The following is a 14921-nucleotide window of genomic DNA, read 5'->3' as shown; positions in this document are numbered from 1 at the left end:
AGATGTGTATAAGAGACAGCCCCATCCCCCTATCTTTCCCATCTCCCGTCCTATGCTGCACAACTTTATCCCCCCCGATCGCTTCTTTGCCTACCTCGCCTGGTCAGATATCCAAGCCATGCCGGATAAGGAAAATGTCGTGATTATTCAGCCTGTAGGGGCGATCGAGCAACATGGCTATCATTTACCGTTAGCCGTCGATGCCGCGATCGGGGTGGCTGTATTAGGGAAAGCATTAGAACGACTAGCCCCAGAGATCCCAGCCTATGCGCTACCATCCTTAGACTATGGCAAATCTAATGAACACTGGCATTTTCCGGGCACGATTACCTTAAGTAGTCAAACCTTAATGTCGATCTTGATGGAAGTAGGCGAAAGCATTTATCGAGCTGGCTTTCGGAAGTTGGTATTAATGAACTCCCACGGGGGACAGCCCCAAATTATGGAAATCGTGGCGCGGGATCTGCATCAGCGTTATGCCGATTTCCTGGTGTTTCCGCTGTTCACCTGGCGAGTGCCGAATATGGCAGCGGAATTGCTAACGCCTAAAGAACGGGAATTCGGGATCCATGCCGGAGATGCCGAAACCAGTTTATTACTGGCGATTCTGCCGGATCAGGTGAAGATGGAACGGGCGATCGCTGAATATCCCCCCTCCCTGCCCGAACAGAGCCTCCTCAGTTTAGAGGGCAAGCTACCCGTTGCCTGGGTAACTCGTGATCTGAGCCAGAGTGGGGTCATGGGTGATCCGACGACCGCCACACCAGAGAAAGGCGATCGCATACTTAATTCTCTGGCAGAAGGTTGGGCAAGCGTGATTACCGAGATTTACCAATTTCGATCGCCGCAAATCTGACCAAAGCCTGCTGCTCCCAGCCAACCCCACTTCCCACTCCCCACTTCCCATCTTCGTTAATTCATCCGAACACGACCCTAGTGGTCAGTCAATTAATCATTGACGGGTCGCTAAAACCCAGGTTGTTGATTGAGGTTGAATTTTGCAGGTCTTCGACCCGTCAAAATTTTCCTGACGGAACACTAGTGCTTCAAAATCCACCGCGATAACCGTTTTGCAACATCGATTGCACCATCGAAGTCATCACGATTTTAGATAACCAACCTGTAAACACCAGGATAAAGGCAACAGCAAGCGGCGACAGGGTTTCGGGAATTTTAGAAATCCTATGACAACCCGCATACAGGGTAAGTGTCGAGTAGCTGGTCGCTACCGTTAATAAAATCAAAATCGTCTCAAAATTGAGGATCCCGATCATGCTGCTAAGTAGCAGAAACAAGGCTGGAGCCAGGGAAGAGATGCCCACAATAAAGATATCCCCAGCCAGTGCGCCATAGCCTTTAAACATCTTGCGGCTGAGGGCGGTGGCTGCCCAAAACCCCAGCACCTGAGCAATACCGATAAAAAGGATATTCGTAAAGTTAAACCGAATTACTGACAGATAGTTGCCAAAGGTTTTATTAAGACTAAATGCACTAAATAGCAAACAAACGATGTAAAACAGAGAAAATACTGCCCCTACTCTTAATGCCCGTTGCTTCCCTACCTCTTCATAGAAGCCAGGCAACCCACCCAGAGGATTGATCATAAATAGTTTGAATGCCGCGATCGCATCTTGCATCGTCTGCTGAAACTGTTCTCCGGCATCAGTCGCGTGATTCTGTGGCGCATGGGTCGATCGGGTTGCCTCCGGCGCTGGATTCGTCCGGGGTTGCGGTTCAGGAACAGTGTGACGCACCGGCAATTCAAAGTCAGACACAAAATCTGGCGCTCCTGCTTGCAACCCAAATTCTTCCTGCCAGATTGGAGTATCACTGCCGGTTTGAGATCCATACACCTTCACGGTGGTCAGCGATCGCAGCCCCAGGTTCTCAATCCCCCGGCGGATATATGCCATTAATGTGATTTGCTCCGGCGGATCGAGAGATTCCAGAAAAATCTCCAGACACTCCCCTTGCAACGCCGTTTTGACCAGAATGCCCTTGGGGTGCAAGGAACGATTCATTATGGCTGCGATCGCCTGAGGATCGCCCTGCTTGGCTTGGTCGAGCAAATTAGACTGGGAATTGGTCATTGCGCTAAGCCTCACAGGTAAGGGTAGGTTGCTGTCCCTAGAATGCCCGGTTGGATCAGGAAAACCGTGGGGTTTATCGATCGCCTAGCCCATTTTATCCAGCGAACCGGCAGCTATAGATCGGTTTTTACACCAAATGAGCATGTTTACATATTCAGCAAGTATTTGTTACATTTGTTTACAGATTGAAACAAGATTTTACTTTTGGAGGCTTCTATGACTATCCTGATTGCCCTATTTGTTGTTGGTTGGGTTGCAGCTTCAGTCTTGGGCACAATGGCATACTTCCGGGGTGAACAGACCAAACCCATTCATGAGCGCAACTGGCGATCGGCTTCGTTTGAGCGCCTATCCGAAACGGTAACGGGCACCAAGATCGACTACAGTACCCGCGTTCCTGCTTACAGCCTGGATGCTTATACCAGCAGTACACTACCGAATGCATAAACCAGCCTCGTTAACCGTAAGTGAATCAAGGAGCCATGCTCTCCTGCTCGATCGACCCCAGTTCCAAGTCCAGCTTGTTGAGTAACCTGGGTTCTAGACACGAATGTTCCTCGGCTCAACTTGCCCGCTACAACAGCCAAAAACTTCCCTGGTCTTCCCAAATGGAGGCTGGGGAAGTCGTTGCGCTGAGGGCAGTTGGGCGATCGTGTCCCTGACCTGAGTGACGAGGATCAATCTCCCTTAAGGCGTAGACTCACTCAACTAGAGCGGTCAGAATCAACCTGGGTACTGGATGATACTCACTTTGGTCGAATGAAAAATCCCAGATGATAACAATGTAGATTCAAATTACATCGTTATCTCTATGACTTCTCATTCCTATCGGCACAGCATTCGGTTTCGTAGCGGTAGTCATCCTGATGCTAAATATCAGCTACAAATCTCTGAGTTGAATCATTATGGTCAGTTAGTGTATCGCGCTCAATGGGATTTCCCTACCCTAAAAAAATTATTGATCTTTCTTAAAAAACACTTTCCCCATAGCCAAGCGCTAGATACTTCAATGAACCAACCAATTAGTTTTGAAAAGTTGGTGGCGATCGCTGGTTTTTAGCCGAACAGGTGATAACTCTATTGATATATTGCAGGTGGAATCAAAAAAGCTAGGATTTAAGCGAGTTTGCCATCTCCTGATCCTACCTGGCTACTCCCCACTGCATGAACCGCAACTTCTGGATTATTGCCTTAATTTCGCTAATTAATTCTCTTAGCTTTACCATTCTGATTCCCGTTATTTATTTATATGGTCGGCAGTTTGATTTAACGGATTTCCAGACCAGCTTATTATTTTCCACCTACGCTCTCTCGCAATTTTTCGCGACTCCAGTAATCGGTAAACTCTCCGATCGGTTTGGGCGCAAACCATTATTGGTGATCAGTCTATTGGGAACCGTGATCGCAAATTTAATTGCTGGCACTGCCTCAACAGCGACAGTTCTATTCCTGGCTCGCTTTCTGGATGGCATTACTGGCGGCAATGCGTCCGTCGCTCAGGCTGTCATTTCCGATGTCACTACCCCAGAAAATCGGGCTCGTGGCTTTGGAATTAATGGTGCCGCCTTTGGCTTCGGGTTTGTTTTGGGCCCCGCCATTAGCCTACTCGCGCAGCAAATTTCCCTGGGAGCGGCTTTTTTGGTATCAGCAACGATCGCCTTGGTGGCGCTGCTCCTAACCCTTAGTTTGTTGCCAGAAACCTTAACTCAAAAGGTAGCCAGTTCTCAGAAGTGGTTCGATTTAGGTTTAGGTAATTTAGTTAAAGGATTAACCTTTCCGCGTATAGGAACGTTACTTATCATCAACTTCTTAATTGGTACAACTTTCACGATCTTTACCTATGCTTTTCAACCCTATTTCATCCAGGTCTTAGATCAAAATAGCAATACGCTCACGCTCATGTTTCTCCTATTTGGAGTGCTGGGCATCGTGATGCAAACCTGGGGAATTACCTTACTTACACGCAAATTTAACCTGGTCTATATTTTATTCTTAGCGCTATTTATCCGCAGTTCATCGTTTGTCTTAATGCCAATCTGGGCAAATGTCACCTATTTTGTAACCGTTAGTATCATTTTTTCCCTGTTTAATTCCCTGGTACAGCCCATGATTAATGCCCTGATCTCATTAAATGCCCGTCCAGCCGATCAGGGGACAGCGTTAGGTTTAAATGCGTCCTATCTCAGTGCTTCTAATGCCGTTGGACCGGTGATTGCTGGCACATTAATTCGTCAATCCCATCCGGCAAGCTATGGCTACCCCCTCTACCTGGCTGGTATCCTGACGTTCCTGGTGTTGGGACTGGCGATCGGCACTCGCAAAAACTATCAGATTTGAACTTTAAATTAATCAAGGTAGGTCAGGACATCAATTCACTGGTGTTTACCAGTATCTTTGCCCCACCTACCCTAACGACAAGCTTCTAAGCTACCAGCGAGAACTATGCCCGACTGGCAGTTAATGCCTTAAACTCCGATTCTCCGGCTTTACGGAGTAAATACGTCATGCGGTTCGTTAGTACCATCAGCGCCCCCAGATGCGTCAGGAAGGTAAAGCAGACTGTTGTGAAGGCGGCCCCCTCTGCTAACAATGGCAGGAAACCAAAGGCTGTAAAGAACCAGAAGACTTTGACACTTTCGCTATAGCTATAGGCATAACTGGATAACACTGCCAAAAACAACGGTGGGATGATGGTCAACGCCCCTATGATGGTGACAGCAAAGATGTTCCGGCGCTTTGTTTTCATGAACAGCAGCAATTGTGCCAGGGCAGCGGCGACTAACAGAAACAGGGTTAACAGCCCCAAACCAGCGATCGCCCGGAGAACGTAGATTGTGCCTGCTTGATTGTAGTAGGTATTGCCCACCCAACTGATGATCCAGGGCGTAAATAGTACCACTGGAATCATCAGATTAATCGCGATCGCCAGCATTGCCGGACTTTTTTCCCCCCAGGCTAAATCTTTTATGAGGGAACGATTCCAGATCTGTTTCATCCAGCGCGTTTGCCCCGTTTGGGTTTCCCGCCGATAGCGTGCCCAGTCCAATAGGGTTTGACGGTGGGGAGTCAGCGCCGCAATCATGACCGTAAACCACAGCATATTGAAGACCGACAGAATTCCTAAATCCTCGGTGGGTCGATAGTACGAGTAGGTGACTTCCCGAAATACAAAACCGAACATCATGACCTCAAAGCACAGCGTAATCAAATAGCTGTGTTTCTTACTCACCAACGTCAGGTTGGGATTGCGGAACCGGCGATTGATTGATTTCCATAGCCAAAAGGTTCCTACCCCTAAACAAACCAGAGCAAACCCAACCGCCATCGGCAGACTGGAGCCGATCGGAATGTAAAACCATAACCCCAATCCTAAATAGCCGTAGGGATCCGTTGAGTAATGATGCGTCGCCTGATAAATCTGGAAAAACATCAGGTAACAGAGGCTAACAATGATTGCCCCTAACCAACTATGCGCCCCGCCCAAAAAGGCATAGAAAACGGCTCCCGTGTAAAAGAACACACAGGTTGCCGCTGCTAATAGATAAATACTGACTACTTCACCCGCCGATACTCCGCTTTGCATGGCTGCCAGCCCATGTAAGGGAACTGCCAGAGCCACGGCGATCGCTGGAACGATCGGCACACCCAGCAACTTCCCCACCAAAATATTCTGGCTGCTTTGAGGACTGAGGCGAATGAAATTGAGGGTTCCCCGTCGTTCCTCTTTTGCCAAGTCATCAATCAGCATATACACGCCAGCAATCAACATGGTGAAGGGCAACAGCCAACTCAAAACCTGGAACATATCGAACCACCAGAGTTGCCAGTTGATTACGGGATTGCCCAAAGCATCTAAAACCTGGTTCTGGCTATAGCTATAGGGATCACTGCCCGCAAAGTAGCGACTGTACTTAGTTTCACTAGTGGGCAAAACCATCCAGAAGTACAGCAGAATAATGCCTTGGGCGAGAAGCGACAGCCCACCGGTCAAAACTAGATTACGCTGTTTCAGACGACCTCTAATTTCGCGAAACAGTTGGGGATTCCACTCGGTGGCTTGCAGAAGTAGGTTGGGAATCATGGGCAGAGTCTCCAAAAGGAACGATCGAGCCAAAAAGGATGCACTAACGACCTGCGGTAATTAGATTGAACTCAGACGCGCCAACCTGACGTAACCGATGCACCAGGCGCTGAGTCAGCAGGGTAAACAGCCCCAAATATCCTATGCAGCTAAGCAACACAGTCATAGGAGGAATGACTTGGGCTAACAGGGGAATGAAGCCAATCGCTGTAAATAACCAAAGAGCCGAGGCAATCGTCCCCAGACCATAGACATGAAGCAGTGCCAGCAGCAACGGTGGAATCGCAATCAGTCCAGCCGTCACCCCGATCGCCAGATTGCCCCGTTGGTTAAATTGACTCAACATAAACAATTGCACGACCACCGCACAAATCAACAGGAAGAGGGAGAAGATCAGCAAACTACTAAAGGCACGCAGTTGCGGCGCGGCTCGGAAGGAATCAGAACTTAGCCAGGAAAGAATCCAGGGGGTGAATAGCCCGATCGGAATCAGCAGGTTAACCGCGATCGCCAATAACGCTGGACTGCTCTCTCCCCAAAGCAAATCTTGCCGCAACGATCGCCTGACTTTCGATCGCGGGTGTTGTGGTAGCTCGGTGACTGGTACATGGCGAAATCTTGCCCAGTCCAGCAAAGTTTGGCGCTGGGGAGTCAGGGTGGCAATGATGATCAAGAACCAAAGTAAATTCATCCCTAACAACGCCATCAGATCGCCACTGTGCTCAAAGCCCGGAGAGGTTTGGCGCAGCACAAAGCCAAATAGGAACAGTTGCACACAGGCGGTTAATCCATAACTTTGAGTCTTACTGATTAACGTCCGATTGGGATTACGGAAGCGGCGATTCACAGATTGCCAGAGCCAGAACGTCCCTACGCCTAAAATCATCACCGCAAATCCCACTGACGAGGCTAGAGACTCACCGATCCAGGCATAGAACCATTGTCCATGCCAGCCATAGTAGGGACGATCGTAGGAATAGTAGAAGTGGTTGTAGGTAAGGGCAAACAAAAAGTACCCGGCTGAAACCACGATAGGACCCACTCCAGGTTGGGTCGCTCCCTGCAAGACAAAAAATAGTGCCATCGTGTAAAAGAAGGCACAGGCCGCGATCGTCAGTAAATAGAGGCTCAATACTGAACCAACCCCCATATTTCCCATAATGGCGGCAATCAGATGCAAGGGGATTGCGGTTGCTACTGCCACGATCGAGAGAATTGGGACTCCCAACGCCTTACCCAGCAAAATACTTTGACTGGTTTGGGGACTGAGGCGAATAAAATTCAACGTACCCCGTTGCTCTTCCTTGGCTAAATCAGCGATTAATCCATAGGTTCCGGCAAGCAACAGGATAAGGGGAAGCAACCAACTTAAAGCCTGGAAAATATCAGACCACCAAAGCTGCCAATTGATGATTGGTTGACCTAAAGCATCCAGGATCTGCTCCCCACCCACTCCCCCATTGGGATTGGAATAGTACCGATGATAGAGCGAGTAAGGATGAGGCAGGAGTTTCCAGAAATACACCAGCATCAGCCCTTGCACTGCCAAAGAAGCGGCAACGGCGATCGCAATCGGCAACCGTTTCAATCGCCCTTTCACCTCTCGAAACAATTGGGGATTCCACTCAGTGGCGCGTAGCAGCAGGTTTGCCATGATTCAGTGTCGCTGGGTTAGGAGGCTTGTTGGTGTCCGAGCTTGAGGAAGATGGTTTCCAGGTTTTCCTGGGTCGGTTGAAATTCGGTCAGCGGAATTTCGGCATGGATCAACGATCGCAATAACTCCGCACTATCCTCTGAGGTTCCCGAAAAATGCACCCGAACTTTAGGTGTTCCAGTTAACACTTCCATCCCTTCAACATGGGGACAGTTCTTTAGTTCCGACTTCAGGACTTCCAGTTCCCCCAACGTCGCTAAAATAATCTGCTGGCGACTTAACCGCCGAAATAAGCTATCCAATGACGCACTTTCCACCAAATAACCCAGCTCCATCACCCCAACCGAGGTACAGAGTTCTTCCAGGTCACTGAGGACATGCGACGAGATCAGCACCGTCATCCCCGCTTCTTGCAGCACTTTAATGATTTCCCGGAATTGCACCCGCGCGATCGGATCAAGTCCCGATACAGGTTCATCCAGTAGCAGTACCAACGGTTCATGAATAATCGTGCGAGCCAGACTGAGTCGTTGTTTCATCCCACGGGACAGGGTGGAAATCTGACTATTCCGCTTGTGACTTAACTGCACCAGTTCTAAGACTTCGCGCATACGTTGGCTGCGGCGAGGTTCTCGTAAGCGATACAACCGGGCAAAGTAATCGAGATAATCCCAAACGGTCAGATCATCGTATAACGGGTAATCATCCGGCAAATAACCGATCTGGCGTTTCAAGGACGGATTACTTTGATCCCGCAGCAACCGTTCTCCGTTAATGTAAATTTCCCCCAGCGTGGGTTCTTCTGACGTTGCCAACATCCGGATCAGGGTCGTTTTTCCTGCCCCATTCGGTCCAATTAAGCCATACACTTCTCCCGCCTCTACCTGAAGATCAACGTCATGGACGGCAATCTGGCGATCGAATTGTTTAGTCAGCCCGCGAGTAGAAATTGCCAGTTCTTTCGGCATAGTAGGGTTACAACATCGAGTAAGGACAGGAACTGTGGAGTTAACCGCGCCACGCATTAAATTAACGCTAGCCTAGCCTCTCCCTACATCACTTGGCAGCCTGATTTCGGAAATTGCAACCAAGGCTTACAAACACCCTACATCTGCCAGGTTGCCTCACTTCGCTCGGATACCCTTATTTAGGTTCAGGCACGATTTTTCGCCAACGGCTGCCGCCATCAATACATAAACCCGCCAGGAGAAACGCCACTATGCCTCCCAAAGCTGCCGGAATTAGAGGCACTGGGCCCCATTGGTTGATGGCTGTACCGAGCAAGGTTGCGGCGAGGGAACTCCCCCCAAAAAACACCCCTACGCCTAACCCACCCCGATCGAAGGGGACTAGCGAAAAGGCAAAGGGAATCGTGCCATTGCTGACGGGCGTAAAGGCAACTCCCAGTAATATCGCCATCCCCATCCCCGATCGCAGACTTTCCACGGACACCATCAGTCCTAATAAGACCGCCAGGATACTCAGCCCCGTTAACATGGTTGGACGGTTGCCAACTTTGACGGCTAGCCATCCAGCGGGCAAGGTCACTACCAAAACCGCGATCGTAAATGTCCCGGTGAGTAAGCCGGGATGGAGTGGAAGCTGCGCCTGATTTAACACGGTATTCAGCAAGCGACCGCCTAAGGCAATTCCCACCCCAGTTCCAAAGATTCGCCCTAACGCAGGGAGTAAAGTCTGGATGGTTTGGGTGGTCAGTGGTTCTACGATCGAGGCTGAGGTTGAATCAGGGAACTGAGCGTCCAAGCGTCGCAGCAAAATTGCCGCTAGTAGCAACACCATTGACCCGATCGCAAAGGTGAGCGTCGGGCCCAAACTCAGGAGAAACTGACTCGGAGCCGCAAACACACCGATCGCCCCAGCTAGCGCTCCCATAAACATGAGAATGCTGGCAGCCTGGGGTAAGCGGGTGGCAAAGGCGTATTTTCCCAGGAGTGCCAGAACGGGGCTCCGAAAAATCGTCATCGCGATCGCCCATAGCACCAGGATGATCGGCAACATCCATTGGAGGGCGGTCACGGCACTGCCGATTACCATCACCGCCGGGATGAGGATAAAACTAGCTGCCGACAATACCACCCCTAGAATAATCATCGGAAAGCGGCTACCCACCCAGATGCGAGCCCGATCAGAGAGGCTACCCATGAGCGGTTCCAGGGCGATCGCCAGTAAATTTTCAATCACTAACAACCCAATACTGAGCTGGGGTGGAAAGCCAAATTGTTGTAACAAACTGGGCAAATATAGGTTGTAGATCACCCACATCAGGGTAATGGCTCCCTGAACCGTCGCTAACCCACACACTTTTGCCCAGACAATGGGCGATCGTGGCACACCAGCATCTATCATCACTTACTCCTGAACCTGGCTTGATAGTGAGCTACTCTTCTTACGTTCAAGTTTTTTTGACTGAATCACGAAACATAGCGCAAAATATTCTTTTAAGCATAAAAATATCTGATTGCTCCTCTTAGGGTAAAAAGTCGGTTCTATTTTTAAGGTTTAAATCAAGTGTAAGCGGCTGCTTTGATTCAAACAGCTTGCCTAATAGAACTGCCATACTTAGAAATGACTGTTTACACTAATACTTCTGATCACTGATCCCCGAAGACGGGGCAACCTAAAAATCATGTAGCAATCCCTTTGCGCCACCCTTTATCCCCCAGATCAGCCTCTGGTTCAGATTTCGCCATGCAGTCAAATCCACGTCAAACTCACCGTTGGGCGACCTTACAGCAAAGGACGTGGCGCGGTCATCGAGTCCTGCTAACCTCTGTAGGAGTTACTGGTTGTGTCGTTGCATTGCGATTGGCAGGTTGGCTGCAAGCGATCGAGCTAGTAGCATTTGATCAATTTTTTCGCCTGCGTCCGTTAGAACCGATCGATGAACGCATTGTTCTGGTTGGCATTGATGAACCCGACTTGCGTAAGGTAGGACGCTGGCCTGTCCCCGATGATGTGATGGCACAACTTTTGGAGAAAATTCGAGCCGCTAAACCACGGGCGATCGGGTTAGATGTTTACCGCAACCTGGTGGTAGAGCCTGGTCACGATGCGTTACTCCAGCTTTATCGCACCACTCCTAATCTGATTGGGATTGAGCAAATTCAGGATGGCACCAGTCCAGGAGTCTCTGCCCCACCCGTTTTGGGCGATCGTAAGCAAGTTGGCTTTAATAATCTTGTCGCCGATCCCGATGGGGTAGTCCGGCGAGGCTTGTTGTATTGGACGCTAGAGGATGGTTCGGTGCGAACCAGTTTTGCCCTGGCTCTGGCACTGCTCTATCTCAAACCAGAGAACGTGAAGCCGCAAATGGCGACCGATGGTTCCAAAAATTTGCAACTGGGCAAGACGATTTTTCCGCCCTTTCAAGCGAACGATGGCAGCTACGTTTGGACGGATGCTGGCGGCTATCAACTCTTAGCCAATCTGCGCGGTCCGGCAGGAACCTTTCACACCATTCCTATGAGCCAGGTGTTACAGGGACAAGTGCCCCCTGAGGTGTTCCGTGATCGGATTGTCATGGTTGGGCATACCGCGTCCAGCCTCAAGGATTTTTTCTATACCTCCTACAGTGGTCAATTCATTAATGAACCGCGCAAAGTGGCAGGAGTTGAGTTGCAAGCCAACTTAGTCAGTCAAATCGTTAGTTCAGCGTTGGAAGGTCGCCCCCTGATTCAGATCTGGTCTGACCCCGTAGAGTGGTTGTGGGTGTTTGTGTGGGCTTGGGTGGGAGCGCGGTTGAGTTGGAGCTTACGATCGCCGCATAAATCGGCATTTGCCATCCTGATTTCTGGAGCAGGATTAGTCAGCATTGCCTATTTAGCCTTTCTCCAGAGTTGGTGGTTGCCCGTAGTGCCACCGATGCTCGCGATGGCAGGCTCGGCGATTGTGATCATTGCCCACATTGCCCACCTGGAAGAGGAATTAAAGCGATCGAAGGAATTTCTCAATACGATTATTAATACAATTCCCGATCCGATCTTCGTCAAAGATAGTCAGCATCGTTGGATTGTGCTGAATCAAGCGTTTTGCAAATTACTGGGCTATCCGGTCGAAGAGGTACTCCATAAATCTGATTATGATGTGTTTCCCCGCCATGAAGCCGACATCTTTCGGCATCAGGATCAACAGGTCTTTAACACTGAACAAGCATACGAAAACGAGGAATCCTTTACCAATCGCAACGGCATCACCTATTTCATTGAAACCAAGCGATCGCTGCATAAAGATGCGGCTGGGAATCTATTTCTCGTCGGCGTGATCCGCGACATTACTGAACGGAAGCGGATGGAGGAAGAACTGAAACGGACTGCCGCTGAGTTAGTGCGATCGAATGCAGAGTTACAGCGATCGGCGACTCAACTCAGTCATCTGGCAAACCACGATACATTGACTGGCTTACCGAATCGCAAACTGTTTTATGAACGATTGACTCAAGCCCTGGAATGGGCTGACATGAATCAACAGTTAGTTGGGCTGCTGTTCCTCGATCTGGATGGCTTCAAACTGATTAATGACACCCTGGGGCATGATGTGGGTGATTTACTCCTCAAAGCCGTGGCTCAACGCCTGACGCGATCGTTACGGGGCAGCGACACGGTATCGCGCTTGGGAGGTGATGAGTTTACAGTCATTTTGCCCGCCATTCCCAGTGCTCAAGATGCCGCCCGCGTTGCCGAAAAAATCCTCAAAACCCTGGCGGATGAGTTTTTGCTAGAGCAACAGATCATTTCGGTCACTAGTAGTATTGGGATTGCCCTCTACCCCAATGACGGTAAGGATGCAGACACCCTGGTGAAGGAAGCCGATCTCGCTATGTACCGCGCCAAACAACAGGGTAAAAGCCGTTATGAGTTTGCCAGAGTGTTAGAGTCCCAGCCGGAGTCTACCTCCTAGGCTGTATTTTAAAACCTTTGATCCTCCCTGACCCTCCTTTCTAAGGAGGGAACCAAACCAGCCACCCATGTATGGAATCTTGGCAATGCATCAGTCCCAACAAAAAATTGGTCATTGATTGTGAGGCATCAACGACCAACTCAGGTAAACATTCAATAATGAGTTACTTCCAACCTGCCCGATCGGCGATTTTCAGCGCTTCTGTATTATTCCGCCCAAAGGTCGCAGCATTAAGTTTGTCTTCTTTGAATTTTCCCATCCGAGCCACTACTGGATCCATGGCTATACCTGTCCGGACAGGATATTCATTATTACTGCGGGCAAAGATCGTTTGTGCCTCAGGGCTAGCCAGGTATTCCAAAAACTGCACTGCCGCTGCTCGGTTACGGGAGGTTTTGACCACTCCCCCGCCACTAATGTTGATATGGGTGCCGCGATCGCCCTGATTCGGAAAAACTACCCCAATTTTGCTGGCGACCGCTTGATCTTCCGGCTTCTTCGATTCCATCAATCGGGCGACATAGTAAGTATTGACAAACGTTACATCTGCCGCACCTGATGCCACTTTTTTGATTTGAGCCGTGTCATTGCCTTCGGGTGGGCTGGCAAAATTTGCCACAATACCCCGTGCCCACCGTTCGGTCGCCTGTGGACCACGCGCCGCCAGGATCGAACCGATTAATGACTGGTTGTAGACATGACTGGACGATCGAGAGATTAACCGCCCTTTCCACTTCGCATCTGCCAACCCTTCATAGGTTGAGAGTTCCGAGGGTTTCACGCGGGCTTTGTTATACACAATCACGCGAGCCCGCTTAGATAAGCCAAACCAGTGATTATTGGGATCACGCAGGTTTGCCGGAATTGCTGACCTCAATGCCTGCGAGTTCACAGGTTGTAAAATCCCCGCTGCCTGTGCCCGTGATAGCCGTCCAGCATCCACCGTAATCAGCACATCCGCAGGACTATTTGCCCCTTCACTTTTAATCCGTTCAATTAGCTTGTCAGCATCGGCTTCTACCAGGTTGACCTGAATGCCAGTTTTTTTGGTAAAGCCCTGATAGATCGCATTGTCAGTATCGTAATGCCGAGCTGAATAGAGATTAATGACTCGATTCGCTTGGGCATTGGCGAAATGAACCACACCCAGATACCCGGCTGCCACTGCTGCCAGTGCTGCCCCAGAAGCTAATAAAACACGTCGAGAAATCTTCATTGCTTGCCAGTTGTGCTCTTAATGTTCAATCGAGGGAGACTTGTTGAGATAATCTTTCAAAAAAGAAGCATAGAGGAATTCAGGAATTTGCACAAGCTTAATGCTACAAATTGTCAAATTTATCCATGTTCCTGATGTCAGCAAACATAGTCCCATCTGGTTGTTACACTGGTTGGATCATAGTCTTGATCAAAGACTTTCGGCTGATCTGGAGAGCACTCTCTAACAACGACTCCATAGCAGTTAATCATAATCTTTAGCAACCAGTTAATTTTGGCGTACCCTCCTTGTGCTTTGAGATAACTGCAAAATTATCTAGATAGATACAAAGCCAATCGCCGTTGTCAAGTAACCATTGCAGATGAAGTCGCCGTTGCCAAAAAAATCGGTGTAGGATGCAAATACTCCTAATTTATGGAGATGCCACGATGTCATTACTCCGTCTCACACTGGTTGCCGTACTGAGTCTGGCTGCGATCGCTTTACCCCTGATTGGACTGTTTAAAGCTCCCTGGTATATTTTGCTGCTCGTTTTAACGGCAGGCTTTGCGGTGACTCAACTTGCCATTGTTCCGCCCACTCCTATAGCGCAATCTAGCTCGGGTGGAACAGTTGAACCGGAACCCCCCTCGACTCACTCAGAGCTTCCCCCCGATCGATTGCTGTCTCCTACCGAACCAACGACCCAACTCACCTATCGCGGTGCCAACTATCAACCGATTTCACCACTGACTGAAGCCGAAGAGCCAACCAGTGAAACCCTGTCCGGAAAATATCGGGGCTGTGACTGGAATCATCCCGCAAACTCCAATCATCAGATGGTCGAGCTATCCGTTAGCGATCGTCCAACGGTAGTTCGCAAGTATCGCGGCGTAAAAATTTCTCAGAACTAGGTTGAGCTGGCGGATTTTTTACAAGGTGTCTTTTGACCCCAGCATCCCTGTGTGGGAGAATTGCCCTCTG

The 14921-nt window shown here is 49.5% G+C and carries 12 protein-coding genes; 6 read left to right on the top strand and 6 right to left on the bottom strand.

Annotated features, from left to right (window positions below; genetic code table 11):
- On the top strand, nucleotides 1-856 hold an 856-nt coding region (locus tag ACN4EK_RS27260), incomplete at its 5' end, for a creatininase family protein (protein WP_431661470.1).
- Between the two features lie 190 nt (nucleotides 857-1046).
- Here ACN4EK_RS27260 and ACN4EK_RS27255 read toward each other — a convergent pair.
- Complete coding sequence (locus ACN4EK_RS27255) at nucleotides 1047-2090, bottom strand: hypothetical protein (RefSeq protein ID WP_431661469.1); 1044 nt, start codon at nucleotides 2088-2090, stop codon at nucleotides 1047-1049.
- A gap of 216 nt (nucleotides 2091-2306) precedes the next feature.
- Here ACN4EK_RS27255 and ACN4EK_RS27250 point away from each other — a divergent pair, with 216 nt between their 5' ends.
- The 3 genes from ACN4EK_RS27250 to ACN4EK_RS27240 all read left to right on the top strand — a co-directional run bounded on the left by ACN4EK_RS27250 (nucleotide 2307) and on the right by ACN4EK_RS27240 (nucleotide 4427).
- A complete protein-coding gene (locus tag ACN4EK_RS27250; RefSeq protein WP_431661468.1) occupies nucleotides 2307-2537 on the top strand; it encodes a photosystem II protein, Psb35-related in 231 nt (76 codons plus the stop codon).
- 364 nt (nucleotides 2538-2901) lie between these two features.
- Nucleotides 2902-3150 carry a hypothetical protein gene (locus tag ACN4EK_RS27245; RefSeq protein ID WP_431661467.1) on the top strand — a complete coding sequence of 83 codons (249 nt, stop codon included), beginning with the start codon at nucleotides 2902-2904 and terminating at the stop codon, nucleotides 3148-3150.
- Nucleotides 3151-3254: 104 nt separating this feature from the next.
- The gene (locus tag ACN4EK_RS27240) at nucleotides 3255-4427 is read left to right on the top strand and encodes an MFS transporter (protein ID WP_431661465.1); all 1173 of its coding nucleotides are present in this window, start codon (nucleotides 3255-3257) and stop codon (nucleotides 4425-4427) included.
- A 103-nt stretch (nucleotides 4428-4530) separates the two neighbouring features.
- Here ACN4EK_RS27240 and ACN4EK_RS27235 read toward each other — a convergent pair whose 3' ends face one another.
- The 4 genes from ACN4EK_RS27235 to ACN4EK_RS27220 all read right to left on the bottom strand — a co-directional run bounded on the left by ACN4EK_RS27235 (nucleotide 4531) and on the right by ACN4EK_RS27220 (nucleotide 10192).
- Nucleotides 4531-6171: an ABC transporter permease subunit gene (locus ACN4EK_RS27235; RefSeq protein ID WP_431661463.1), complete on the bottom strand. Its 1641-nt coding sequence runs from the start codon at nucleotides 6169-6171 to the stop codon at nucleotides 4531-4533.
- Nucleotides 6172-6214: 43 nt separating this feature from the next.
- The gene (locus tag ACN4EK_RS27230) at nucleotides 6215-7825 is read right to left on the bottom strand and encodes a hypothetical protein (RefSeq protein WP_431661461.1); all 1611 of its coding nucleotides are present in this window, start codon (nucleotides 7823-7825) and stop codon (nucleotides 6215-6217) included.
- 17 nt (nucleotides 7826-7842) lie between these two features.
- Nucleotides 7843-8793 (bottom strand): ABC transporter ATP-binding protein, encoded by a 951-nt coding sequence (locus tag ACN4EK_RS27225; protein ID WP_431661459.1) that lies wholly within the window; start codon nucleotides 8791-8793, stop codon nucleotides 7843-7845.
- A gap of 175 nt (nucleotides 8794-8968) precedes the next feature.
- Nucleotides 8969-10192, bottom strand: a complete 1224-nt coding sequence (locus ACN4EK_RS27220) for an MFS transporter (protein WP_431661457.1) — start codon at nucleotides 10190-10192, stop codon at nucleotides 8969-8971.
- A 342-nt stretch (nucleotides 10193-10534) separates the two neighbouring features.
- Here ACN4EK_RS27220 and ACN4EK_RS27215 point away from each other — a divergent pair, with 342 nt between their 5' ends.
- A complete protein-coding gene (locus ACN4EK_RS27215; protein WP_431661455.1) occupies nucleotides 10535-12742 on the top strand; it encodes a CHASE2 domain-containing protein in 2208 nt (735 codons plus the stop codon).
- A gap of 163 nt (nucleotides 12743-12905) precedes the next feature.
- Here ACN4EK_RS27215 and ACN4EK_RS27210 read toward each other — a convergent pair whose 3' ends face one another.
- Complete coding sequence (locus ACN4EK_RS27210) at nucleotides 12906-13958, bottom strand: Fe(3+) ABC transporter substrate-binding protein (protein ID WP_431661453.1); 1053 nt, start codon at nucleotides 13956-13958, stop codon at nucleotides 12906-12908.
- 428 nt (nucleotides 13959-14386) lie between these two features.
- On the opposite strand from ACN4EK_RS27210, the gene ACN4EK_RS27205 reads away from it, so the two are divergent.
- Nucleotides 14387-14851 (top strand): DUF4278 domain-containing protein, encoded by a 465-nt coding sequence (locus ACN4EK_RS27205; RefSeq protein WP_431661452.1) that lies wholly within the window; start codon nucleotides 14387-14389, stop codon nucleotides 14849-14851.
- Nucleotides 14852-14921: the final 70 nt, after the last annotated feature.

This window comes from Pantanalinema rosaneae CENA516 (assembly GCF_050753385.1).
Classification (GTDB): domain Bacteria; phylum Cyanobacteriota; class Cyanobacteriia; order Leptolyngbyales; family Leptolyngbyaceae; genus Pantanalinema; species Pantanalinema rosaneae.
The sequence above is the reverse complement of the archived record's forward strand: the minus strand, read 5'-3'. Positions and strand labels throughout refer to the sequence as shown.